Raw genomic sequence first — 26,490 nt, 5'->3', positions numbered from 1 at the left:
GGATATTTCTTTTTTTTTATCTTCACTAAAGAATCCATCCCCAATGAAAAAAACACTTATAACTTTTCTGGCAGTATGCTGCCTTTTTTGCAAAAGTTTCACTCAAACAGGCTGGTTATCACTCGAAACCGAAACAGAAGACGCTCTATTTGAATTGCAATGTCTTGGCAAGGATAGCCTTTTTATGTTCGGTGATTATGGAACAGTTTTAAAAAGTTTTGACGGTGGCGAAACTTTTACAGATATTTCATACCCGACAGGTGCAGCAGGATTTGCAGGATTTTTTATCAATGAAAATATAGGGTTTGCCAGCGGACCTTTGGGTGAAATTCAAAGAACTATAAATGGTGGTGAGGATTGGAATATTGTAGATAATTGTGGTTGCCTAATAACTTCCATCTGTTTTGCAAATGAAAATATTGGACTTTATAGCGGACTTGCAGGCACTTTTCGCAGTATAGATGCAGGGGAAACATGGGAAGATACACCAGTTACACCCGGATTTCTTGCAAATAAAATAATTTCAAACGGGCCAGCACAATTTATTATTATAAGTGATTCCGTTGTAATTAAAAGTGAGGATGGTGGAATTAATTTTGAATATATCACGGTAAATACTTTATCCAATTTTCCCTTTACAGATATGAGTTTTGTAGATACAGAAATTGGTTTTGTAATTTCTGCAGATGGTTTATTATTTAAAACTTCTGATGGCGGGGATATGTGGAATTTCGTGGAGAATGTAGGACATACAGATATAGAAGCAATAGTTTTCACCACCGAAAATAATGGATTCATAGTATCAAATGATACTATTATTTACAAAACTACAAATGGTGGTGCCGATTGGATTCAGGATCTTATTACTCCATATAAAATTACTAATTTGGAATATGATGGAGCCTTTGTTTATGCAAACGGATTTGTAGGAGTAGCCTATAAAAATGAAGTAATAACTTCGCTTGATGAACATAATATATCAGATCAAACGTTTATTTTATATCCTAATCCGGCGACGGATCAACTTTTTATAAAGAATCCTGATGTTTTAACAGATATTAATTTTTCCATCTTTGCAATTGATGGAACTTGTATTAAAAACGAAATACTTTTAAATGGCAATTCAATAAATACATCGGAATTACTTCCAGGAATTTATTTGATTCGAATTGAAATAAATGGTTTATCTCAAAATTATTATTTCGAAAAATTATAGGAGTAATAATCCATTATCGAACAAACCCGCCATAGGCTTGCTGTTAATGAATTGTTCAAATTGAGTCAGGCCAGCGGTAGTATAAGTTTCCTGTAGTTCTTTTAATGTCATTATTAAGGAATTATTTACGGAAAGTTTTGGCAAAACTTTAGTCAGCCACAATCCATGATCTTTTTGTAATAAAATATTGAATTCTGTTGTTTTATCAACAAACAAAAGTCTGACCATTTCAATATCGGATGGTTTTTTTGTTGATGATACATTTTCCATTACAGGCGGATTTCCCAACCAGATAATTTTTGTTGAGGGATTAATATCCTTAAAATCCTTTTCCGTTAAAACTCTTTTAATATAATTAGGTGGAATTAAAGTTTTCGGTATTTTAAAATCAAACCAATTTTGAAGATCATCTTCCAACCCAATTCCATGCATGTAATTAAGCAACGATTTTTTTAATCCGAAACTGAATTTTTCATGGTCGGTTCTTGTATCATCTATAAATTCGATGTCGTTATTAGCAAAGGTTCCAATAGTATCATTTATTTTTTTTACTTTGAAAAATGATGGATCTAATCCGACAGGACTGTGGGCAGTCATTGCGAACTGATGCCAAAACCCCGATTGCATTATTCCCGCAGAAAATAGTTGTCGCACCATTTCAAGTGCATCAATAGTTTCCTGCGTAGTTTGAGTGGGAAAACCGTACATTAAATATGCATGTACCATAATTCCCGCTTCCGTAAAATTGCGATTAACCTTTGCAACTTGTGCGACAGTCACACCTTTCTGAATTAATTCCAATAATCTGTCGGAGGCAACTTCCAATCCTCCCGACACTGCAATACATCCACTTGCTTTTAATAAAATACAAAGGTCTTTTGTAAAACTTTTTTCGAAACGAATATTCGTCCACCAACTTATTTTAATGTTGCGTCGAATAATTTCAATGGCAAATGCACGCATTAATGCCGGTGGTGCTGCTTCATCTACGAAATGAAATCCGGATTGTCCTGTTTGTTTAATTAGTTCCTCTACTCTATCGGCTAAAAGCGATGCTGCAACAGGTTCGTAGAGTTTTATATAATCCAATGAAATATCACAGAAAGTACATTTACCCCAATAACATCCATGCGCCATGGTAAGCTTATTCCAGCGTCCATCGCTCCATAAACTGTGCATGGGATTCATGATCTCAATTGCCGAAATATATTTATCCAGAAACAGATCACTGTAATCCGGTGTACCTATCTCCCCTTGTTTATAATCTTTAGTTGCCGGATTATTAATATAGGTAACCACTCCATCAATTAAGGTAAATGTTCTTTTTAATTCGTTTAGTTGTATCTCCCCTTTCGAAAATTTAATTATATTTTCAAGAGGTGCTTCGCCGTCATCCAGACAAATAAAATCATAAAATTCAAAAACACGCGGGTCGGAAAGAGATCGCAATTCGGTGTTTGGAAATCCTCCTCCCATAATAATTTTTATATGCGGGTAATGTTTTTTGATGAATTGCGCGCATCGGAATGAGGAATATAAATTTCCCGGAAAAGGAACGGAAATACCAACTATAGAAATTTGGACATTGTCCAAATTTTGTTTTAAGATGTTTAGTAAAATGCCGTCAACATAGGTATTTGGGCCCTGCAATAACTCGTATAGTTCATCGAAACTGTTTGCCGATCTACCAAGTTTCTCTGCGTACCTGCTAAATCCAAAAAAGGGATCCACGCATTCACGGATAAGGTCTGAAATATCTTCCAGATACATAGTTGAAAGATATTTCGCCTGGTCTTGTTTTCCCATGGTTCCGAAAGCCCATTCGAGATCTTCAATCTGTTCGAATCGCGATGCTTCAGGCAAAAAATCACCTAAACAAATTACATGAGCTAAAGAAGGATTTTTCCCACGCAAAAAATGCATTACATGATCAATTGTATTGATATAATCTTCTTTAAGAGCAATAATTCTTGAGGAATTTTCTGATATGTTTTCGGCCGTTGTATTTACTGCTTCAAATAAATTGATCAAACCCTGTTTTGAAAAAATGGTGTCTGTAACTTCAATTCCAAGATCCGCCTGATAACAGGAAATATTGCGTGTATTTAAAAAGCCTTTTAAATAAACGGTACCAGGATAAGGGGTATTGAGTTGGGTGAAGGGTGGGGTGAATAAAAAGACGGAGGTCATTGGATTGCAAAGGTAATGAGTTCTGGGTTCTGAGTTCTGGGTTCTGAGTTCTGGGTTCTGAGTTCTGGGTTCTGAGTTCTGGGTTCTGAGTTCTGGGTTCTGAGTTCTGGGTTCTGAGTTCTGGGTTCTGAGTTCTGGGTTCTGAGTTCTGGGTTCTGAGTTCTGGGTTCTGAGCATCAGGTTAGCAAAATTTTCAAAAAGGAATTCAAAGCACCAATGTGAGCAGGATCAAACTCATTACTCATAACTCATTACTCATTCATAAAAAAACCTTCCTGAAAAACTCCAGAAAGGTTTTAATTTCATTAAAGTATAAATTCGAAGCGATGCTTTTCGGGTTTCGATCCCACTCACTACTTTCTACTCACCACCCTACTCACTACTCACCACTCCCCACTCACCATCTTACATCATTCCATCCATTCCACCAGGCATTCCTCCGCCCATTGGATTGTCTTTTTTCTCAGGTTTGTCAACGATGGTGCATTCGGTTGTTAAAAGGAGACCTGCAATTGATGCTGCATTTTCCAATGCTACGCGGGTTACTTTTACCGGATCGATAACACCTGCTTTTAACAGATTTTCGTATTTTTCTGTGCGGGCATTAAATCCGTAATCGTCTTTTCCTTCTTTTACTTTTTGTACAACGATGGAACCTTCAATTCCTGCATTTGCAACAATGGTTCTGATCGGTTCTTCCAATGCACGTTTGATAATTTCAACACCAATACGTTCATCATCATTCACCACTTTCATTTTATCTAAACCAACCATTGCGCGGATATAAGCAACTCCTCCACCAGGAACAATTCCTTCTTCCACTGCAGCGCGGGTTGCATGTAATGCATCATCAACACGATCTTTCTTTTCTTTCATGGCAACTTCTGTAGCTGCACCGATATAAAGAACAGCAACACCACCACTTAATTTAGCAAGACGTTCCTGCAATTTTTCGCGATCGTAATCAGAAGTTGTTTTTTCAATTTGATTTTTGATCTCAGCGATACGAGATTTGATATCTTCTTTTTTACCTTTTCCACCAACAATTGTAGTATTGTCTTTGTCGATAGTGATACGTTCTGCTTTTCCTAAATAAGTAAGGTCAGCATTTTCCAATTTATATCCTTGTTCTTCGCTTATAACGATACCACCGGTTAATACTGCGATATCCTGTAACATTTCTTTTCTGCGATCTCCGAAACCAGGTGCTTTAACGGCACATACTTTAATGGTTCCTCTTATTTTATTTACAACCAATGTAGCCAAAGCTTCACCATCAATATCTTCTGCGATGATCAACATTTGTGCACCCTGTTGTGCAACTTTTTCCAAAATTGGAAGAAGGTCTTTCATTGCACTGATCTTTTTATCATAGATCAATACATAACCGCGTTCCATTTCTGCTTCCATGTCTTCCGCATTTGTAATGAAATACGGAGATAAATATCCGCGGTCAAATTGCATACCTTCCACTACTTCGCTATAGGTATTTGTTCCTTTAGATTCCTCAACAGTAATAACACCATCTTTAGTAACCTTTATCATTGCTTCAGCGATCAATTTTCCAATTTCTGCATCATTATTTGCAGAAATGGAAGCAACCTGCTCAATTTTTTTATTGTCGTTGCCAACATGCTGAGCCATTTTTTTCAATTCATTTACAACAGATTCAACTGCTTTGTCGATACCACGTTTCAAGTCCATAGGATTTGCGCCTGCAGCAACATTTTTTAAACCTGAAGCCATAATTGCCTGCGCTAAAACTGTTGCAGTTGTTGTTCCGTCGCCGGCAACATCTGAAGTTTTAGAAGCAACTTCCTTCACCATCTGAGCTCCCATATTTTCAATAGGATCTTCCAATTCAATTTCTTTTGCAACGGTAACTCCGTCTTTGGTAACGTTTGGAGCTCCGTATTTTTTCTCAATAACCACATTGCGACCTTTAGGGCCCAAGGTTACTTTTACTGCATTTGCTAATGCATCAACACCGGCTTTCAGTTTTTCACGTGCTTCGGTATCGAATTTTATAATTTTTGCCATAAGTTATATTTGGTAATTTGTTAGTTTATTAATTTGATAATTGAGTGACGTTCCGACCATTAAAGAATGGCAAAAATGTCAGATTCGCGCATGATTAGGTATTCTTTTCCATCAACACTTATTTCAGTTCCGGCATATTTTCCGTAGAGAACGGAATCGCCAACTTTTACAGTTACAGGTTCATCTTTTTTACCCGGACCTGCAGCTACTATAGTGCCTTTTTGTGGTTTTTCTTTTGCAGTATCGGGAATTATGATACCACCTTTAGTAACGGTTTCTGCTTCCGCAGGTAATACCAATACCCGATCAGCCAAAGGTTTGATCGTGATGTTCACTTTGGCCTTAGCCGTTTCGATTTTCTTCGCCATATTTGATTTTTTGTTGATTAAGTAAGTTTTGTGTTACCGCCCGCCTGTCAGATATTGTGCCACAGGGCATTTTTGCTAATTGAGGCGCAAAGGTCAGACAAAATTTCAGAAAAATAGCTTTTCTAGGAAAAACTCTGACATAAATGAAGGTTTTAGGGGGGAGAGAAGTGCGAAAATTCGAAGATTTGGATATATGGATCTCACAATAAAGCATTTGAACAGCTTTATTTTGACGAAGAACCAAAGTCTTTTGGTTTGATAACAATTAATACTGCAATATTTCACAGTGATAGAATTGTTGAGTTTGAAAAGGGAATTTATAAAGCAGAATTTACCCCTATAAATATTGAGTTTCTACCTCTCTATCCAGTTTTACTTATTTATTGGGTTACTTATCTCCAAATCATACGTGAATACATAGATGAGTCTAGAATGGCGCTTGCAAAAGCTAAAATTGATGCTGAATGGTTTCTTCTTCCTGCATTTCCATTTCAGAATAATGAATTGTCTGGAAGACTTTATAAAAATTGTATTGAACAAATCGAACGATTTCAATTTACATCAACATGAACAAATTTAATAATTAAGTTTCAACTGATTTCTTAAATAAAGTCGGCCTTATAGTTTTAACTTGATTCAATTCTAAAATTGCATTTGATAAAAAACTAAAAATAGTTGCAGATTGATCGTTTTGGGATTCAACTATGATTTCATGTAGATTTTATATGTCCTAAAATAAATCTGGGATTTATATTCATCTTCCTCCCAAAAGGATTTTTTTTAAATTATTCAACAACCCGCCTTTAAAATTTAGCGGGTTGTTGAATGTTTTTGATTTATCAAATTTATTCTTCTATTTCATTTTAATTAAAGTTTCAGTTTCAGGGTTATTTCCTTCACTTCCAATTAAAACTGTATACACTCCCACAGGTAGTTGAGATATATCTATTGATTGACCTTCCTCAGCAGTAACTTTTTGAATTAACCCACCATAGATGTTATATATTTCAACCTGCATGCTTTGCAGATCTTGTATTTCAATATCCATCTGCTGAACAATAAAATGTGTGGAAGCAGGGTTAGGGTAAATCATAAATAAATCCTGCACCTCACCTATTCTTAGTTCAGCATCATATGGAATAATGAAATATCCTGTGCTATAAGCATTTACTCTAACGCAAACACCACCATCCACACCCCATCCACCAGGACAACTTACGTTTCCAACATAAGATGTTAGGCCATTAATTTCAAACATGTTTGGTTCTAATTCATCACAAACATCATAGTGATCATTAATAGAAAATAGTGTACTGGTCCCAGAATTTGAATACAGCTGATCTGCTTCAATTGAAAAAACTGTTATATCATCAAAATCTAATTCAATTTCCAAATCTGGAGTGAATATTTGTCCTAAAGTACCCGGATCAATGCAATAAATTTGATAGTCATCTTTAACATTAGTAAAATACACATAAACATCTTGATTAGCTAAAGCTGGCGCAGGGCCTGGAATAAATACTGTTGGTGGTTGATTTATATTTCCTGAGTACATTGTTGTTGTGGATTTTAGGAAATTTAGATCATTACTTGAAATTTCTTTTAATAGATCCATTTCATGATATGTTGTTTTAGGAACATAATAATTTCCCAATTCATCATCGTCGCAGTCTACAACGTCCTCTAGCCCTAATTCAACTTGATCGCGCAATTTGGATGGAGTTAGCAAACTAATACCCGTAGTTCCCATGTAATTTTGTAATGTGGCATATGTGAAAAAATTGTCTCTGAAATGCGGGTCAAAGTTTGCTTTAACATTTTTTAAAAACCATTCCTGCAACAACTCCGCGTGAACAAAGCTGTTGGTCGCCACCCCATAAAAATCTTTTTCAATTCCAGTCGCATTTTCTTCGCTGTCCTGAAAATTCCATTCAGTAGTCCAAATTTCCTTATTATCCGGATCGGTATCCGTATCCTCGAATAAAAGTTCCTCTGCATGTTTTTCATATGCATCGTTGTAGCGGATTTTAATAAACTCTTTAAAGTTGCCATCTAATAAACCCACCCCGACTAATCCTTCAAAGGCACATTGTAATCTGGTGTCCATAGTGACATAATCCCATGGATCTTGTCCTATATAATAATTTAATATTTCAGTTCCATCATTACCATCTAAACAAACCTCGGGATATTCTGGTATCAATATTCCTCCCCAATTAGTATTAATAAATTCAATTGGATCATGTGTATTTGTTGCAGTGTAGTATGGGTGTATTACAATTGCATCAAACGCATATCTGGAAACAAAATCCGTAGTAATTACGTCATCGTAATTATCAAGCATATCTGTGTTCCATTCAGGATATGTACAAGGGTCACCAATTCCTAACATCTCAAATACGTCCTGATCCGTTTCTTCAGGATCCGTTTTAAATGGATAAAAACCGCAATTTGGTAAATTTGCACCTGGTAAGCCTATTTTTACTATGTCATTTATACTCGATGCAGATTTTAGTGCACTAATAAAATTATGATCTCCTAATACATCGGTAGGAACCGCATCAGAAATATCGAAAGTACCAGGAAGGCCCGAGTAATTACCACCATTTATATAATCATAATAGTAGTCAAATCCCTTAAAAAACATAGCTTGCCGGAAGAATTTTGCCATAACCTCATTCCCTAATTCAACCGCAACTACATTTACATTATGCTTATTGTTACTACGTAAATATTCAACTATCTCCACTGCCTCAGTTGCTGTGGTGTTCAATATATCTAAGCATACAATAACATCCACTATGTGGCCGGTGGCAATATTATCAGTTTCGATTTTATCAATTAAATCAATGAACTGGTTTATGGCCAAATCATTTTGCTGCCAAAGAGCAAGTCCAGAGGCATTAAAAAATTCTTGTTCGTCCCATTTTTTAAAAACGCCTTCTAAATCTTTTTTAAAAGTTAGGTCCATCCACTCTCCACAAGCATCGCACAGTCCATTATCATCTAAATCATCTAAGATTTCAGAATAGAGGACTTCATTCATAAAGAGGTTAGTTTTATCATAGTACGGAAGAATTTCATCTATATCATAACCATATCCTTTAAAAACATTGGTTCCGCCAGCACTAACTCCTAGCAGTTGCATAAACTTACTTCCGGCGCCACTTGGAAATCTCAGAACCGATGGTTTTAAATCACTCAAATAATCCCAAGGATCAGGATCTAAATCATACTTAGTTAAATCACCAGGCTTTGCTAACCCTTCTTCAAACATTCCAGAAATATTTATTCCAAATAACCCTTTTTCCACCTCACCATTATTATGGGCTAACTCAATCCTTATCAAGGGTTGGTTATCAGTAAATAACCACAGATTTTCCACCAAACTGTCTGGAATTGTGATTGTATCACTAAACAAAACATGGACTTCATTAGGCCCATCCAAATATGTCTCAACAGTATCACCTGAAATAAAAGCAGCCGTTGAATCTTCATATAAAGTATCAGGTAAAGGTATAATAGATAATACATTATTGTCACCAACAATAAAGTGTTTACTATTTGCAGTTATATTAAGCATTAAAAATAACAACAGCGAAATTGTAATTAAACGAGCTTGGGTAGCACTGAGGCTCCAAAACTCAATTTTAGAGTTTTTCATAATAAGTCATTTACCACCATATGGTGAGTGAGTTTAATAGATTACGAATTGGAACAAGGAAAGTCTCGTCTAGATCGGGAATATGGGAATTGGTTCCAATTAAAACGAAATCTAGTATTTTTAATTTTAAATTCCAAATTTTTAACTAGAAAATTATATTAAATTCCTTATCGAAAAATAAAAAACCAATTATTTTATTAGGAAATATCACTAAAGGTCTGTAATTTTATTACTCTTAAACCACTTATTATGCATAAAATTTTATTAGTTTTAGGTTCATTACTTTTCTTTATTTATGCCCCTGCTCAGGCCCCCGAAATAGAATGGCAAGCAACATATGGTGGAAGTGATTTTGAAGATACCAATTGTATTAAACAAACAAATGATGGTGGCTATGTAATATTTGGATCTAGTAGCTCAACTGATGGTGATGTCAGTATAAATTATGGAAACTCAGATTGTTGGGTTGTAAAAGTTGACAATTTAGGCATTATTGAGTGGGAAAAATCGTATGGTGGCAGTTTGAGTGAATATGCAAGATCTATTGCCTTAACTAATGACGGTGGATATATTTTTACAGGATATACTTATTCAAATGATGGGGACGTGACGATAAATAATGGTGGCGCTGATTGTTGGGTCGTTAAACTTGATGAGAATGGGAATATAGAATGGGAAAGTTCGTTTGGCGGATCTGGGCCTGATATTGGAGCTAGTATATTACAAAGCAGTGATGGTGGTTTTATTCTTGCTGGTGATTCCCGATCTAATGATGGTGATATTTCTAACCATCATGGTCCAGCCAGTACAAGTGATTTATGGGTAATAAAAATGGACAACATTGGTAATCTGGAATGGGAGAGTTCCTATGGAGGTACATTGGACGATGAAGCGAAAGATATTAAACAAACTATAGATGGCGGATATATTGTAATTGGACATTCATTTTCAAATAATTTCGATGTTAGCACTAATCAAGGTTTATCCGATTTCTGGCTCTTAAAATTAAATCCGGAAGGTGAAATTGAATGGGAAAATTCTTGTGGAGGTTCTGAGGAGGACTATGGACAATCATGCCTGCAAACTCAAGATAATGGTTTCATTATCTGTGGGTGGACTCGCTCAAATAATGGTGATGTAAGCAGTTTTCATGGAGGGTTTTCAGACTATTGGGTGGTCAAAACTAATACTTTGGGTGAAATAGTGTGGCAAAAGACTTATGGAGGTTCAAAAACTGATCAAGGCTTTTCATTAAAGCAGTTGATAGATGGTAATTATATCGTTTCAGGATCTTCTGGATCCAGCGATGGAAATGTAACGCTTCATCATGGAAGCTATTTTTATGCTGATTATTGGTTATGCAATATTGATACTGCAGGTGAAATAATATGGGAAAAAACATTGGGTGGAACTAAAACGGAAATTCCCAAAAGTATTGAAATTACCTCCGATGATGGAATTATAATAGCTGGCTTTGCATATTCCGATGATTTTGATGTAACCTTTAATCATGGGGAATCAGATTTTTGGGTGGTTAAATTAGAAGGAAATTGTATTGAACAAATATACTTCGCGGATAATGATTTAGATGGTTTTGGAGATGTATTTAATGACTCACTCGCATGCAGTTTGCCAATTGGATACGTTTCAGACAGTACCGATTGCGATGATACAAACGAATTAATATTTCCCTTCGCAACAGACATCTGTAATACAATGGATGATAATTGCAATGGTTTAATTGATGAAGATGCAATATTTGCAACCTGGTATTTAGATAACGATTCTGATGAATTTGGCGATCCCTTTCTTGATTCATTATCATGTTATACTTTAATCGGATATGTGATCGACAATACAGACTGCAATGATATGAATGCAGAAATAAACCCTCTTGCAATCGAGATATGCAACGATATTGATGACAACTGCAATCTGGCTATTGATGAGGGATTAACGGTCAACACCTTTTATGTGGATGCAGATGCAGATAATTTTGGCAATGCAGATATATTTATCATTTCTTGTTTAGAAATAATTGCAGGATACGTTTTTGATTCAACCGACTGCAATGATACCAACAATCTAATTTACCCGGGCGCAATAGAAATCTGCGACTATCTTGACAATGATTGTGATGGAATTATTGACGACAATCTCTCATATATTCATTCTTTCGAAGATGCTGATTCAGATAATTATGGAAACATAAACGTTGATTCACTCTCCTGCGAAATTCCAGATGGTTTTGTGGATGATGATTCTGACTGCGATGACACCAATCCTTTCGTTTATCCCGGTGCAGAAGAGATACTAAATGGTATTGATGATGATTGTAATGAATTGATTGACGAGGGATTGGCGATAAACGAAACTATTTTAAATTCGATCAAAGTTTATCCGAATCCGACGGAGAATATTTTATTTGTTGAATATACGGGATATGAGAAATCGACTATTGTGATCATGAATATTTCGGGGCAAATTTTGTGGATGGATGATAGCGTAACATCACCAGTAGAAATTGATGTAAGTATATTTACATCTGGTATTTATTTGTTGAAAATTAAAACGCAAGATGGAGATGTAAGTGTAAAATTTGTAAAAGAATAAATTATTATAAAGATTGTGTTTTCATGGGGATACCCGGTAAAGTCGCTAGATGGAGCCGGGTTTTTATTTACCCAACCTACTACGACATGGATCGGGTGGATTTAAAAGATAAAAAATATTGATGAAATGATACAAATAGGATGATAATTTCAAAATCAACTTGGGTCTATATGGTAAAATATAAAAGACAAGTTAATAAAATGATTGGCAATTTAAGACCGTATGAATACTTTGAGGTAAAATCAATCTAAGTCCTATATCATTTTTCCAATGTCCCATATCAAGTCCAACATCCTGTATCCTATTTCCTATGTCCTACTTCCTATTTCCACAAAAAAACCTGCCCCGAACTAACGAGGCAGGATTTCAAACCTATCCGCTTATTGGGCGAATATCATTAAGGTGTGATCAATGTTGTATTACAAATTTGTTTGTTGAAATACCATCATTTGTTTTTATGCTGCAGAAATAAATACCGGATAATAATTCGGAGGTGTTAAATTCAAAATTATGATTCCCTGCATCCAATATTTCATTTTGTTTCCAAATTGCGATCTGTCTTCCGGAAATATCAAATAAGGTGATATCAACTGCAGATAGATCAGCAAGATCAAATTCAATTTTTATTTCTGTATTTGCAGGATTTGGATAAATATTAATGGATGATAATTCTTCACTTTCTGTTTCAGGTGTTTGTTCTGAAGCAGTTCTCAGATCATCCGGATCATATTCACTTACTTCACATTCATCGATCATTGCTACAAATGTGCAACCTGATTTGGCTTCAAAACCGGGATTGAGATTTACATAATATCCGGATTCTAAAGTTACTATTGCTGTTGAATTCACTGTAGTTACACAATCGCCGATAAAACCTCCAAAGAACAATGTTGAATTTTCAATTCCATAAGTAGCATCAATAAATCCGGATAAAATATACGTACCACACATTTGCGCCAGATCATAACTTGTATAATAAGTTACACCCACTGCCTGAAATGCTTGGCCCACAGAAATCACCTCTTGAGAACAACTGCCAAAAAGATCAATAGCAGATTGTATCCACGCGCTTCTCGCAATTAAATAACCATCATCACTGTTTAAATAATTCATCATCGCATGCCAGGCAATATCACGTGCATGATCATAACCAATTCCTTCCACCAGATAATCAACACCATGATCATTTGTACCTTCACCACCTTCACTCAACAAATAAAACATATGATTTTGAACACCGCTATTTGTGTGCACTCCTCCATTATCATCACCATCTAAACTTGCCCAATTATCACCTAAATACGTATCAGGATCACCATAATCATTAGGATCAGAATAAGAACGAATTGCACCTCTGTCTTCAGCCATTAACCAACTTAATGTTCCACCTTCCACATAATATTCCACCATTTCACCGAAAATATCTGCAAACGATTCGTTTAATGCACCACTTTCTTCCGAATAATCCAATGCATCAAAATGTGCGTATTCAATTACTCCATGCGTATATTCATGTCCTACAATATCGAGTGTATTATAATCATCAGATGATCCTTCCTCACAATCGTTTCCGCTCCCGAAATTCAGGTTATCAATGATATTCGTATAATTTGCATTGGTGCAATACGGATTATCGTCATCATCAAAATATGTTTTATTATTAAATGCATCAATTAATCCGTCGCTGCCATCGAAACTGTAATGACCATGATTATTTACGTAATAGGTATATGCTCGTTTAACCGACCATAATGTAGTGAGCACCATCCTATTAGAACCGGATACCCAATCTTCCCAATCATTATCGTTATCGCATATTAGCCAATCATCACCATAATAAAACGTACCATAGGAGGCAGAATAATAACTTTTAATTTCCGTAGAAGGATTACAGTCATCGATGGAAAAATAATCTGTACTTTCATCACCACCACTTCCGCAATCTTCTGTTCTATAATCTGTATTTACAGTTTGATCGCCATTAAAAGTTGTTCCTATTGTTGATGGATTACATGTTACATCCAAACTTTTTGTTCTGATAATTTCACCACTATGTGCATCCACATAAACATACTCTGCAATATATGGCAGAATGGCAAAAACATACATGCGATACGCCAATACATAATTATCCGCTTTCATTTCTCCTTTCACATTTTTTTTCACGATCAATAATTCCGGAGTTGGATAAAGTGTTGCATTGACATCTTTCTTTTTTGTTTTAAAAGAATTTTCTTTTTCAGCATCCTGCCACATATATTTTTCTGCGGGAAAATTTGCCAATGCAATTTCAATGGCGCGCTGGGAAGAAATATCCGGACTTACATTTAATTGCAGATCGTTTACAAAATAACCATTTGCGAGGTGAATTTTTCCATTTCTTTCGTGGGTGATATGTTCTATACCTTCCACACGAATTCCTTTATAAAATTGCGCGTATTTATAGTGTTTATTTCCGGCAAGATCGGTATTGGTTTTAAGTATACGCATTTCATCGTCGCCCTTCATACCAAACATATCAGGTTGTTGTTTAAATAGTGCATCTGCCGTGTAGGGTGCATCCCTCCTGAATTCTATCCAGCCTGGTGTGCTTTCCGGATGAAGATACAAGCTGTATTTTTTATTCTGCAGATCTTCTCTGGATACATTTTGTGCTTTTGTTGATGTTATGATACAGACCAACAAAAAACATCCTGTTATTAATAACTTTTTCATAAGATAAAGTTTAAAGATGAATTCAAATTATTGCTGATCTTTTAATTGGTCTATTTGTTTTTGCAATTGGATGATGTAAAGTGTAAGTTCTTCAATTTTCTCCATCATGTTTGCCTGCATTTCGCCAACTTCAAATCCATTTGCTTCCACTTCTTTTGCGGAAGGAATTCCGGGTAAATGTTTATTTAATTTAATTTGTTTTTCCAGTTCATAAAGAGAGGGTAATTTATATTCATCTGCAAAAACATAATCAGGCCAGCTTTCGCTCATTTGCACTTTTAATTCTTCGCACATGATCTTTCCATCCACACTGAACAAATATCCTGTTGCAGGAACTGATGCACCTATCATTACACTTCCACTTGAATAACACATGCTGATATTTCCTCCATCATTATTTAAATAAAGTGTGGAAGCAGCACCATTATTTCTCGCCATTATTTCATTGTTGTCGAGAACAAGATTTGTTGAGGTTGTTAAACCATTTGTAATAAATCCACCAGATCCTAAACCTGCGTCAGTTCCGCCGTCTATTTGCAATCTTGTGGCAGCAGATGTAACCCCTAATCCAAGATTACCACTAAAATATCCTTTTCCCACAAAATAACCAGCCCATCCTGAACCGGCAGTAACGGTTCCATAAACACCGTAGGATGTTCCTGCTGTTGTTGATGCCGTTCCGTAAACACCATAAGTATCACCCGTAGCTCCAAAACCTAGACCGTAAATACCATAACCGGTTTGATCACCATTCGATGCCGTTCCTTTAACACCTGTTTGGCCTCCACCAGCCTGAATACCAGTTCCATATCCAAATGTATAAGTATTACCTACCAATAAAAGAGGAAAGTTTGTAGTCCCTGTTCCGGTCCATGCTTTTGATATATTCATTAAAGTGGAAGTTCCTGTAGTTCTTACATCTACTTTGTAGGAAGGAGATGTAGTTCCAATTCCAATTGATCCTGCACTTTCGTAAATAGCTGAATTACCTAGTGTTGTAGTTCCGGTAAATTTTGGAAGATAATTGGTTGTGCCACTTCCTCCTACTCCGCCTCCACCGCCAACTGCAGCTGTGTTCATGGATGTTCCATCAGAAAAGCGCAAAGTGTTAATATAACCTTCATCCCAACGCATGGCAGAGCTTCCAAGATCAAGAGTTCCGGTAGCATTAGGTAGTAATGCCTGGTTTATTGCAGTGCTTACCAAATTGGATAAACTTGTATTAGCTCCTTTGCTTGAAATTGGTGTCCATGCAGCACCGGTATAAAAGTAAAATCCGGGAGTGGCGTTTGTTTGAAATATTAACAAACCAGTAGCAGGTGCTACAATTGCATCACGTTGCACTTTGGTCATTCTCGGGGCAAGCAATCCTTGGGTAGTTGATACTACTTCAACTGCTGCAGATCCATTTGGTGAAAGAGTTCCAACTCCCACACTTCCCGATAATGGAAATGTATTTGTTTGTGCCTTTAGCTGAACAGAAATACAAATAAGTATTGCCGTAAAAAGATAGATTCGATTTTTCATAATATTAATTTTTAGGTTAAAATAATAGGACAAAAAAACAGAGAATTGCAAAGGATATAAAAGAGAAAATTTTCAATTTGTATCTGAAAGTTTTAATAAAACAAAAAGTCATAAAAAAGTTATGAAACCAAACGGTTACATAACTTTTTATGACTTATAACAGCCTGTTTATAAGGGTTTTAATTTATTGATCGGTGCTGTTGCCGAAATCTACATTTTTTCAAATTGATAAAAAGCATCTAAAATCCTGATGAAGTAAAGTCCGGCAGGAAATGCAGAAATATTTAATTGGGAAGTTCCTTTTGTTTGCAATAAACATTTTCCGTCAATCGTAAAAATTTGTATTTCAGATATTGCAAATTCCGCATTCCGACTATTTATATGCAAAATATCTGCGGCTGGATTTGGGAAGATATTAATATTCGACAGTTTATTATTCTCCTCCAAACCCACTTCAAATTCCGTTTCCAATTTCCATAGCTCCGCTCCTACTGCATCTGCATTGCCATTTAAGATTGCCATTCCGTTGTAGGTGATCATCGAATATGGATAACTCAACTCATCGCATTCCAATAACTGAAAAGTGCCGGCTACAGTGCCATTGCTTTGAAAAACAGTAGTGCAACCATTGTCATCATCATAACCACTGTAAACAATATTATTGCCGTTTACCACAGTTGCGGTTGATGCATCAAATGCACCGGAACCATATTCCGATAAAAATTTAGTGCCTGCATTCGTACCATCAGTCACCCATAAACCATCATCAAAATCAGCATTAGTTGCAGAAAAATATATTTTATTTTCTGAGGGAAGAAATGCGTAATTTCCGGGTAAAACATCATCACCATTTTCGTCCAATAATTTTTGTGTGCCTGCAACTGTTCCATCACTGGTGAAAATAAAATCATCATCACCATTATCTGCCACAAAAAACAATTTATCATTTAATATAAAAAATTGTTTTGGATCTGACCCATCTCCATCGTCTTCATTTATATTCATGAATAATTCTGTTCCCGCAGGAGTTCCATCTGTGCGCCATAATTCCTGATCATAAGGATCTCCAACTCCTCCCCTAAAATAAATAAAACCATCGTATGCGATAAACATATTCTGATATTCTGTGGCAGTAACCCACATTTGTTTTAATAAAATTGTTCCTGCTTCGGTGCCGTCGCTTTTCCATAATTCAGATTCACCATCGTCGTTTTTGCACCTGAAATAAATATTATTTTCTATTGCAGTTATAAATTCCGGAACGCTACTACCACCCAATGCAAGATCTTTCACAAGATATGTTCCTGCCTCTGTTCCATCGCTTCTCCATAGTTCAATATTATTTCCACCACCATCGGCAGCGAAATATAAAACATCGTTCATTTCGGCAAAATATTGCGCCGACATAAATATCGAATTGGAGTTATCACCTAGTCCCGGGTTTATATCCTTTACCATATAAGTTCCGGCATCCGTTCCATCACTTCTCCAGATCTCCGCTCCATGCACATTATCTGTCGCCCTGAAATACAAAATATCGTTCATCACTATATGTTCGCTTCCGCAACCATACACCGATTCGCACATGGAACTGGCGCCGGTGCCAATGTTTTTAACCATCGAAGTTCCGGCCTCAGTAGCATCGGTCCGCCATAGCTCAATTCCATTTGTGCCGTCGTTAGCAGGGAAATAAACTACATCATTTATCTCCACGAACCAGCCGGGGTCACTGTTCGGTTCCCCTGGATTAAGGTCCTTAATCAGCTCCAGTGTGTATTGGGCGTGCAATCCTGTACTAATACAGATCGCGATGAGTAATATTTTTTTCATATAAAAGGTTTGAAATTTTATACTGCAAATTGACTCATTTTTAATGAATCGGGCAAGGAGAAAAAATGGAGATTGTAGTAGGGGTAGTGAGCAGTGGGCAGTGGGCAGTGTGTAACATTGGAGATTTTCGCTTCGAAATTATATTTTTAATTTTTGAAAAACTTAACTCCCCTTTGGGGCAGTAAACAGTCAACAGTGGGCAGTGGGCAGTTTGTAACATTGGAGATTTTCGCTTCGAAATTATATTTTTAATTTTTGAAAAACTTAACTCCCCTTTGGGGCAGGGGGCCCGTCGCAGTCGCAGTTTGTAATATTGAAGCAAATTGCTTCGAATTATAATTTGTCTTTATATATAACTTCCTTTAGTTTATACTTGTAAACTAAAGTCCCATCCGGCGGGAGTTTTGAGGCTTTCGCTCTCTTAGCGAAGGTCTCAATAAAGGTAAAAGACAAAGCAGAGACCTCGGCGGGAGCGAGAGCCTCACTGGTGATGGAGATTATCATTAGTGAGACCCCCTAATGGCGAGAGCCTTACTGGTGATGGACATTTTCATTAGTGAAAACCTCGATGCGAGCGAGAGCTTCAAGGAGTAAGTATTATTGCAAACTCCACCCTTTGTTTTCCTATGTTCTGTGTCCTATGTCATATGTCCTATGTCCTATTTCCTATATCATATCTCACGGGTGCCGCCTACTATCAAATTATAAATTTTTCTATCTTTCCAGAAAACGTTTTATATTCGTATATGCAAAATACGCAGTTACAGGAAGTGTTGCAGAAGTTCATGAAAAAGGACCTGAAAACGTTTTCAGATTACTTGAGGTCACCGTATTTCACTAAAAAAATAACTCTTTTAAGTTTTTGGGAGGAGATAAAGGAATTTGCACCGGATTTTGAAATAAGTGAACTTCAGAAACAACAAATTTGTGAAAAAATATCGGGAAAAAATTTTAGTGATTCCTATTACAGAAATTTATGTTCTGATATGTTGGAAATTGTAATTAATTATTTGGCGGAGGAAGAATTTCATAATGCACCTCATGATATTGCGCAATTCAGGAACGAGGCATTATTAAAAGCAGGATTATTTAATCTTTTAGAAAAAAATATTAAACAAACGGATCTTTTAATTGACAAATCGCAGTTGCCACATCCCAAAAAATTATATCAGAAAATACGGATAGATGATTATACCATCAATTTGCATATCAGAAGGAACCGAAACAAACATGAAAATATCACTAAACTGATGTTAGATGTTGATCGACCAAAAAAAATAATGGATTATGCATTAGGTAAATCTTTACTTCATATTTTGAATCATATTAGAGCAAGTAAGATTGTAAAAGAAAAATTTGATTACAGTTTTGTAGAACATTATTTATATATTTATGAGAAAGGATTAACTAGCAACGATAGCTTTGTTAATGCATATTACCTTGCGACAAAAATAGCCATTACAGGGAATGAGGAATTCTATTTCAAATTAAAAGAAATTCTATTTGAGGATGATCAGTCATTGCCGGCCAACGATAGCGCCAATTTATTTGTTGTATTAATTGATTTTGTTTTCCCGAGAGGCGAAACCGGAGAAAGAAAATGGTTAAATGAAATGTTTGAGATATATGACTTCCGATTAAATAAAAATTTCTGGAAATTACATGCTGATTTTGCTTACACCTCATTATTAAATATCATACAAACGTCATTGATCCTGGGTAAAATACAATATGCTGAGGAAGTAATCGAAAAATATGGCCCGCTGATATCTGCTTCAGTCCGCAGTCATATTATTAATTTATGTAATGCCTGGATAAGTTTTTATAAAGGAGAAGCTGAAGCTGCTCACCAATATTTAATTCCTATAGAATCAGAAAATATTGTGATCAAATACAGCTTACGCACTTTGCAGGCCATGATTTATTTTGAGAAGGGTGAATTCCAGGTATTGCATTCCTATATTGACAGTTTTAAACATTTTATTAATTACAATTCTGAGACTATTGAAGGTGTTATTAAAACGTCGGGACTTACATTTTGTAAATTAATGAATTTGATGATTAAACTTAAATTAGATCCTGATCAAAAAAATGCGGATAAACTCAGGAAGGAAATTCTTGAAAGTGAATTTCTTATGAAAGAATGGTTCCTTAAGCAGGTGTAAATTGTATTTTACCTAAATTGCCTTTCCGAAATTCAATAAAAATATTACATTTGCCTTGCATACACACACATGAAAAATATCAGGATCATCACCATACTATTGGTATTGGCATTTCCTCCGTATTCCCATGCGCAGTTAACTTTAAATTGCGGGAACGATAACTCAGGACTTATTCCGCTAACCGACCTAGGGACAGGGTTTTACGAAGGTATACAGGGAGGATTATATCCGGGTGGCAGCAATACGCGACCTGCTGTGCACCAACAAAAAGGCATTGACATATCACATACCATCGAACCTTTAAATGATGCAGGAACAGTGAGTTATGATAACGGCCAAGTTCTTTTTATAGGAATGGGTGGTTCCAACGCGTCCAATGCCTATAATATGTTTATTGATACTATGAAACATTACGATTGGAAAGGAACCAGTCAGTGTATGAACGTGAAAGGGCTTTTTTATGGCGGCAAGGATCTGCACGATATGATAGATACTACTTCAACTTTTTATTGGGACGAGCTTCAAGGTCGTTTATTTAATCGCAATGATACCTGGGAACAGGTGCAGATTGTTTGGATCCTCGAACAGAGTGAATTAGATACACCCGATATTGCATATTATATTGATTATGTTGCCGATCAATACACTACCCTTATGCATGTTATGCTCGATAGTATGCCCAATTTAAAAATGGTGTATTTAAGCGGATTTCATTACACCGGATACACACATCCCGAACATGAGTTATATGATTTTCTTGTGGAGCCTAAAGGTTATTGGGGAAATCTTGCAATAAAAGAATTAATTGAACGGCAGATAAATGGAGATCCTTTATTGGATTTTGAGGGAGAAGGACGTGTTGCACCTTATGTAAATTGGGGACCATATTTTTGGGCGGATGGTGTTAATCCGAGAGGTGGAGATTTTCTCACCTGGCCATGCGAAGATTACAGGGATGACGACACCGGAGGTGGATTTCATTTAGAGGAGATCGGTAAATATAAGGAAGCAAAAATGCTGATCAATTTTTTCGAGACCGATACTGTTGCAAGCTGGTGGTATAAAGCAGGCGCACAATGGGAAGCATGTGAAAACGATACCACCGGATATTTTGAGAACAATAAATTAAATTATCGCGATCCTGTGGAACAAGCAATTAAATTTTATCCTGCAAAAACAATGGATGGAATTACCATAGAAATTCCCGGTATAAAACAAAATGAACTCTCTTGTGTTATTTATAATTTGGAAGGAGAAAAAATATTATCAGAAAATATTAATACGCTCCAAACTAATAAATTCCTTTTAAATGTTGAAAATTATCCGGAAGGAATGTATGTATTTGTTGCCCAAACTGAAAGAGGTCCAGTCAGCGGAAATTTTTATTTAAAAGACTACGATGTAGAATTAAATCCCTGAAAAATTATTGATTTTCGTTTACTGATTTAATTTGCTCAGCAGGTTTTTTTTCAGGTTCTATTATTTTATTTTCCTTGAGTTTATTGTATTCGCGTTCAACAGAACTTTCATCATCATGATATGCATTCCAATAATGGATCACTAGACCAATTCCCCATCCACATAAAGTATACAAAAACCAATATGTGAGTGGTCCCCTTTCAGCGGTCTGATCCCAACTTAAATACCAAATTACTGCCAATGCAATATTCACAAGTATAAATACAATTCTATGTCTGCGAAATGAAACGCGTTTTTGCGCCATTTTCCAGAGTTTGTCGTCGAGGTTTGGTTGCATTTGATTATGAATTTAGGTTAAAGGTAAGGAAAAATGTGAAATAGGAAGTAGGAAGTAGGAAGTAGGAAGACGTAGGACCTAAGATAAGTAAGTCCTATTTCCTACTTCCTACTTCCTATTTCCCCTTTCCCCCCTATTCTTTAATAAACTTTTTAACTATTGTGTTTTCATTAGTAATAAATTCAATAAAATAAACACCATTAGAAATTGCAGATACATCTATTGTCAGGTTGTAGATATTGTTGTATGAAAGCGAATAAATTTTTTCACCGTTCAAACCGTATATATTTACTATCATTTCCGGCATTAATTGGGTAAATTCAACATTTAAAAAATTTGAACTTGGGTTTGGATAAATCTCAATTTGCAAGTCTTTGTTGAAACTGGTATTCGCATGTTTAAATATTGGTTCGCAATAGGGTTCGCAGATCCAGGTTTGTTCAACGGGATTTAAATTTTCACATACATCAAAATAATAATTAAAAATGTCACCATCTTCATGTCGCCAATAAATTTTATTACCTACTCCGGCAGCAGTAAAATAGGGTGATATCCTTGGATCATACCAAGTTTTATTTTCAATTTCATACATTTTCCAAACAACCAGACCAGGTTTTACATAACGAATATAATTTTCGTCATTTAAAAAATAAATTTCCCCGTTATTACCTAATTGTAAATTGCCCTTTACTTGATAATCAACAAATGGTACTGTAATTTGCGAATGAACATAGGCATCACCAGAATTAATATATCTGTGTATTTTATTATTCGTGCCGCGATAACAAACTTTATTGTCATTTGAAATTGCAAGGGAATTAGGTTCACTTGATATTTTTGTTGAAACATCAGCTGTATTTGATTCGATCCAAAAATGTTGCCATATCGTACCATTAAATGAGTAGTATTGAATAAAACCATCATTACCGCGATAAAATATCTTTCCATCCGGCGCCACTGCGATATCACCAGAAACTCTTTCTAAAGTGGGAACGGTGTTGTCGATCCATTCATGCTCCCAAATTCCATCAGTATAATAATATCTATGAATTTTATTATCTGCTCCTCTATAATAAACATTCCCATCTGGTCCCATTGATATTGATTTGTTAGAAGAAGATACTCTATGTGTTAAGGGGTCTGAGTCTGACACTCCTAAAAAAGTATGCTTCCAAGCACCATCAACTTTACTATAACTTTGTAAATATTCATCCTCTCCCCTATAGAATACGGTATTAGTTCCTGAGGCAACAATATCACCTGAAATTTTCTGATCTTCCGATACATCTGCAAGGTAAAGTAAACTATTTTGCCAACTATTGGTTGCATTTAACCAGGTATATAAATGCATCTTATTATCAATACCTCTGTAATAAACCCTGGTATCGTTAGAATTTACGGCAATAGTATTTTTACCGTTAAAAGCTGCTCTTCCAGGATTAAATGAATAATCAAGCGGAGCACTCATGTATGTTTCTTCTTCCTTGTATGGCGCTGAATAATCCGTTTTTTGGTAAACCCTAACATAATCAATTATAAAATCTCCATAATCGGCCGGATCATTATCTCTGTGTACAGCAAGGTTAATATGCATATCTAAAGGGCAAACATTTCCGGGAACTTCCGGAGCCCTTACAGTATATAATTCATAACCATCAAAAAAGAACGTTGCTTGTGGTGGATTTGCACCAATGGCAGGAATCCAAACTAAGGAATAAGTATGAAAATCATCTGATAGATCATCATCAGCACCATATAAAAAATTAACACTAGAACTATAAGACTCATTATGATTAAATACATTGGAAAGAAACCTTCTTGCGGTAAATGTTTCTTCATTAAATAACTCTACAATATCAAATTCAGTGGGGCCCCATTGCAGCCAAAATGCTGCCCACATGCCCGACTGAGAGGGCATTTTACATCTTATCTCATATAAACCATAATTAAAACCATGTGTTTGTCCATAACCACTGCACGCGTTATTAGCATAATTTGCACGAAGTAATCCTGAATGATAATGATAGAAACCTAGAAAATTGCCATCCCAAAAATAGGGTTCCTGAGTATCCAGTTTTTCCGCAATTATTTTAACAGTTCCATCACCGGGTAATTCAAATTGATCTGGAAAATACAATTCATCTTCTATGTTTCCCCATTCACTATCATAATTAAGAGTTCTAATTCCCCCATAGTATTCAAAAAGCCACTTGGGTGATAATTCTGATATAGAGGTATAATTAAAATCGTCCTCAAAAACCGGAGTTCCCCAACCACTGTAATCCAACTTACATTGAGTGAAGGAAAACAAAGGATAAAAAAGAAGAAGAATTAAAAACTGGAGTTTCATAGGTCTCACTTTAATATTAATTAATTCAATTAAAGATAATCAAACATTCTAAAAGAAAAAAAGTAGTATTTATACAGTGTAGTAAAAAATATACATATTGGTGTAATCTAGTTTTTAATCACATGCAGTTTAGCAGACTTTTATTCATGTTAAAAATGCAGTTGCTAGGGCGCTCAGGTTTTCCTTCAAATCTTATTTTGTAATTTTACAAATTGAAATATTTTATAGCATTACCCGCATTTAGAATTGGGAACATCCAATTTTAATACAATAAAAATTAATGGAAAAGGACTATTTAATATATTTATCATTTTTATCAGGCATGATCGCATTTATTTTTATGTTGAAAAACATAAAAGCAGGTATGTATTTATTTCTTTTTACAAGTGCCTTTCTTATTAGAGTGTTTATTGCGGAGCAGGATAATTATTTACATAATTATGACGAAAGATATCATGCTCTTGTTGGTAAAAACATGGCTGAACATCCATTTAAACCCATGTTAAGAACTGAACCGGTCTTACCATATGATTATACTTCGTGGACAGGAAATCACATTTGGGTACACAAACAACCTTTCTTTTTATGGCAAATTGCTGCGAGTATTAAATTACTAGGTCCAACTGAATTTGCCGTAAGGTTGCCTAGTGTAATCATGGGAGCGCTCGCTACTATTCTTATTTTAAGCATGGGGACCTATTTATTTAATAAAAAGGTGGGATTTGCTGCCGCTCTGATGTTTTGTTTTTCATTTTACCAGTTAGAACAAACGGCCGGAGTAATTGGCATGGATCATAATGATATATCATTTATGTTCTATACCACTTTAAGTATTTGGTGTTATTTAAAATATTTGAAACAAGGGAGTATTATTTATGTTGTGGGAATTGGCGTATTTTCCGGAATTGCGATATTAAATAAATGGCTTCCGGGATTGTTCATATTTGGTGTTTGGGGAATTCATTCGCTTCTCGATAGATTAATTATACATAAAAATATAGAATATCTTAAAATTACAGGTGCATTATTGCTTAGTTTCCTGACATTTATGCCGTGGCAGATTTACGTTTGGAAAAAATGGCCATTAGAAAGTGCTTATGAATACGAATTTAATAAAAGACATTTCACGGAAGTTTTGGAAGGACATTCCGGAGAATGGTATCATTATTTAAATTTATATTTACAGCAGTATGGACAATTTTCCATACTATTACTTATTCTAGGGTTAATATTCATTTTCAGAAAGGGGCAAAATAAAACATTATGGATTTCATTTATTACTTGCATAATAATCGTATATGTTGTTTTTAGCATTGCGAAGTCCAAATCATATTCCTATGTATACTATATTGCTCCACTAATAATTTTGATCTTCAGCAAGGGACTCATTGTAGTGATTGATTATATCTCAGATTTTTTTAAACAAAATTATATTAAGTATGCATTTTTATTTGTCACCTTATTTGGAATTTCTGCATATATCATTTCATTTAGAGACATCAAATTCTCCCATGTTAAAGGCAAAAGCATGTATACTGAAAACGAAAAGGACTTGAAGTTATGGAACACTGCAATTTATAGAGAGATCGACAATATCGCCCCGGATGTTGATATTATTTTTAATTGCAAATCGATGTGTGAAATAGATGCAATGTTTTATTCCTCTAAAAATGTTTATGCCTGGTTTCCTCCAGAAAATACTATCGACTCACTTAAAAACATGGGTTACAAACTTGGAGCATTTGAAAGCTTCGACAGTCAAAAACTTCCGGAATATATTGTGGAAGATAATGATATACAAATAATAAATAAAAAACAAAAATGAGAGAGGAGAGAGCAGAGAGGAGAAAGGAAAGAGGAGAAAGGAGAAAGGAGTTTAAATTTCTTCGAAATTTGATTTGATCCCACCGTTTGTTTTCCTGATACATGATACCTGATACTTGATACTCACAAGAAAGGAGTTTAAATTTCTTGCGAAATTTTTGCAAATCCCACCAATTGCTTTCCTGATACATTATACCCGATACAATTTTGGATTCCTATGTCACATTTCCAA

The 26,490-nt window shown here is 35.4% G+C and carries 15 protein-coding genes; 6 read left to right on the top strand and 9 right to left on the bottom strand.

What is annotated here, in order from left to right; all coding sequences use genetic code 11:
* Positions 1 to 43 precede the first annotated feature (43 nt).
* Positions 44 to 1,216, top strand: coding sequence for a T9SS type A sorting domain-containing protein (locus IPI31_11840; GenBank protein MBK7568504.1), 1,173 nt, complete (start codon positions 44 to 46; stop codon positions 1,214 to 1,216).
* On the opposite strand, the gene IPI31_11835 is transcribed toward IPI31_11840, so the two are convergent.
* The 3 genes from IPI31_11835 to IPI31_11825 all read right to left on the bottom strand — a co-directional run bounded on the left by IPI31_11835 (position 1,211) and on the right by IPI31_11825 (position 5,814).
* Positions 1,211 to 3,406 carry a radical SAM protein gene (locus tag IPI31_11835; GenBank protein ID MBK7568503.1) on the bottom strand — a complete coding sequence of 732 codons (2,196 nt, stop codon included), beginning with the start codon at positions 3,404 to 3,406 and terminating at the stop codon, positions 1,211 to 1,213. The two genes, IPI31_11840 and IPI31_11835, sit on opposite strands and share 6 nt — an antisense overlap.
* 405 nt (positions 3,407 to 3,811) lie before the next feature.
* Entirely contained in the window at positions 3,812 to 5,446 is a 1,635-nt protein-coding gene (gene groL / locus IPI31_11830) for a chaperonin GroEL (GenBank protein ID MBK7568502.1), read from the bottom strand.
* Between the two features lie 59 nt (positions 5,447 to 5,505).
* Positions 5,506 to 5,814, bottom strand: a complete 309-nt coding sequence (locus IPI31_11825; GenBank protein MBK7568501.1) for a co-chaperone GroES — start codon at positions 5,812 to 5,814, stop codon at positions 5,506 to 5,508.
* Between the two features lie 255 nt (positions 5,815 to 6,069).
* Here IPI31_11825 and IPI31_11820 point away from each other — a divergent pair, with 255 nt between their 5' ends.
* A complete protein-coding gene (locus tag IPI31_11820) occupies positions 6,070 to 6,384 on the top strand; it encodes a hypothetical protein (protein ID MBK7568500.1) in 315 nt (104 codons plus the stop codon).
* A gap of 283 nt (positions 6,385 to 6,667) precedes the next feature.
* Here IPI31_11820 and IPI31_11815 read toward each other — a convergent pair whose 3' ends face one another.
* A complete protein-coding gene (locus IPI31_11815; protein MBK7568499.1) occupies positions 6,668 to 9,478 on the bottom strand; it encodes a T9SS type A sorting domain-containing protein in 2,811 nt (936 codons plus the stop codon).
* 249 nt (positions 9,479 to 9,727) lie between these two features.
* Between IPI31_11815 and IPI31_11810 the strand changes: the two genes are divergently transcribed.
* Entirely contained in the window at positions 9,728 to 12,091 is a 2,364-nt protein-coding gene (locus tag IPI31_11810; protein MBK7568498.1) for a T9SS type A sorting domain-containing protein, read from the top strand.
* 408 nt (positions 12,092 to 12,499) lie between these two features.
* Here the strand turns inward: IPI31_11810 and IPI31_11805 are convergent, their stop codons facing one another.
* The 3 genes from IPI31_11805 to IPI31_11795 form a co-directional block, all read right to left on the bottom strand.
* Complete coding sequence (locus IPI31_11805) at positions 12,500 to 14,806, bottom strand: M4 family metallopeptidase (GenBank protein ID MBK7568497.1); 2,307 nt, start codon at positions 14,804 to 14,806, stop codon at positions 12,500 to 12,502.
* A gap of 27 nt (positions 14,807 to 14,833) precedes the next feature.
* On the bottom strand, positions 14,834 to 16,333 hold the full coding sequence (locus IPI31_11800; protein MBK7568496.1) for a hypothetical protein: 1,500 nt from the start codon (positions 16,331 to 16,333) through the stop codon (positions 14,834 to 14,836).
* Between the two features lie 210 nt (positions 16,334 to 16,543).
* Positions 16,544 to 18,163: a T9SS type A sorting domain-containing protein gene (locus IPI31_11795; GenBank protein MBK7568495.1), complete on the bottom strand. Its 1,620-nt coding sequence runs from the start codon at positions 18,161 to 18,163 to the stop codon at positions 16,544 to 16,546.
* A 746-nt stretch (positions 18,164 to 18,909) separates the two neighbouring features.
* Here IPI31_11795 and IPI31_11790 point away from each other — a divergent pair.
* Complete coding sequence (locus IPI31_11790; GenBank protein ID MBK7568494.1) at positions 18,910 to 20,328, top strand: hypothetical protein; 1,419 nt, start codon at positions 18,910 to 18,912, stop codon at positions 20,326 to 20,328.
* A 69-nt stretch (positions 20,329 to 20,397) separates the two neighbouring features.
* Positions 20,398 to 21,747, top strand: a complete 1,350-nt coding sequence (locus IPI31_11785) for a hypothetical protein (protein ID MBK7568493.1) — start codon at positions 20,398 to 20,400, stop codon at positions 21,745 to 21,747.
* Between the two features lie 4 nt (positions 21,748 to 21,751).
* Here IPI31_11785 and IPI31_11780 read toward each other — a convergent pair whose 3' ends face one another.
* Both IPI31_11780 and IPI31_11775 read right to left on the bottom strand, forming a co-directional pair.
* The gene (locus IPI31_11780) at positions 21,752 to 22,084 is read right to left on the bottom strand and encodes a 2TM domain-containing protein (GenBank protein MBK7568492.1); all 333 of its coding nucleotides are present in this window, start codon (positions 22,082 to 22,084) and stop codon (positions 21,752 to 21,754) included.
* Between the two features lie 133 nt (positions 22,085 to 22,217).
* Positions 22,218 to 24,434, bottom strand: coding sequence for a family 16 glycosylhydrolase (locus IPI31_11775; GenBank protein ID MBK7568491.1), 2,217 nt, complete (start codon positions 24,432 to 24,434; stop codon positions 22,218 to 22,220).
* 280 nt (positions 24,435 to 24,714) lie between these two features.
* Between IPI31_11775 and IPI31_11770 the strand changes: the two genes are divergently transcribed.
* Positions 24,715 to 26,259 (top strand): glycosyltransferase family 39 protein, encoded by a 1,545-nt coding sequence (locus IPI31_11770; protein ID MBK7568490.1) that lies wholly within the window; start codon positions 24,715 to 24,717, stop codon positions 26,257 to 26,259.
* The last annotated feature ends 231 nt before the right edge of the window (positions 26,260 to 26,490 follow it).

Source organism: Bacteroidota bacterium, from assembly GCA_016706865.1.
In the GTDB taxonomy this organism is placed as follows: Bacteria; Bacteroidota; Bacteroidia; order Chitinophagales; family BACL12; genus UBA7236.
Note: the sequence above shows the minus strand (reverse complement) of the source record. Positions and strands in the feature narration are given on the sequence as shown.

What these genes read in the sequence shown, in the direction of transcription:
- IPI31_11785 (MBK7568493.1), top strand. Translation starts at nt 20,398, where the DNA reads ATGAAAAATATCAGGATCATCACCATACTATTGGTATTGGCATTTCCT.
- IPI31_11825 (MBK7568501.1), bottom strand. Translation starts at nt 5,814, where the DNA reads ATGGCGAAGAAAATCGAAACGGCTAAGGCCAAAGTGAACATCACGATC.
- IPI31_11780 (MBK7568492.1), bottom strand. Translation starts at nt 22,084, where the DNA reads ATGCAACCAAACCTCGACGACAAACTCTGGAAAATGGCGCAAAAACGC.
- IPI31_11810 (MBK7568498.1), top strand. Translation starts at nt 9,728, where the DNA reads ATGCATAAAATTTTATTAGTTTTAGGTTCATTACTTTTCTTTATTTAT.
- IPI31_11805 (MBK7568497.1), bottom strand. Translation starts at nt 14,806, where the DNA reads ATGAAAAAGTTATTAATAACAGGATGTTTTTTGTTGGTCTGTATCATA.
- IPI31_11790 (MBK7568494.1), top strand. Translation starts at nt 18,910, where the DNA reads ATGCAAAATACGCAGTTACAGGAAGTGTTGCAGAAGTTCATGAAAAAG.
- IPI31_11840 (MBK7568504.1), top strand. Translation starts at nt 44, where the DNA reads ATGAAAAAAACACTTATAACTTTTCTGGCAGTATGCTGCCTTTTTTGC.
- IPI31_11815 (MBK7568499.1), bottom strand. Translation starts at nt 9,478, where the DNA reads ATGAAAAACTCTAAAATTGAGTTTTGGAGCCTCAGTGCTACCCAAGCT.
- groL (MBK7568502.1), bottom strand. Translation starts at nt 5,446, where the DNA reads ATGGCAAAAATTATAAAATTCGATACCGAAGCACGTGAAAAACTGAAA.
- IPI31_11800 (MBK7568496.1), bottom strand. Translation starts at nt 16,333, where the DNA reads ATGAAAAATCGAATCTATCTTTTTACGGCAATACTTATTTGTATTTCT.
- IPI31_11775 (MBK7568491.1), bottom strand. Translation starts at nt 24,434, where the DNA reads ATGAAACTCCAGTTTTTAATTCTTCTTCTTTTTTATCCTTTGTTTTCC.
- IPI31_11770 (MBK7568490.1), top strand. Translation starts at nt 24,715, where the DNA reads ATGGAAAAGGACTATTTAATATATTTATCATTTTTATCAGGCATGATC.
- IPI31_11795 (MBK7568495.1), bottom strand. Translation starts at nt 18,163, where the DNA reads ATGAAAAAAATATTACTCATCGCGATCTGTATTAGTACAGGATTGCAC.
- IPI31_11835 (MBK7568503.1), bottom strand. Translation starts at nt 3,406, where the DNA reads ATGACCTCCGTCTTTTTATTCACCCCACCCTTCACCCAACTCAATACC.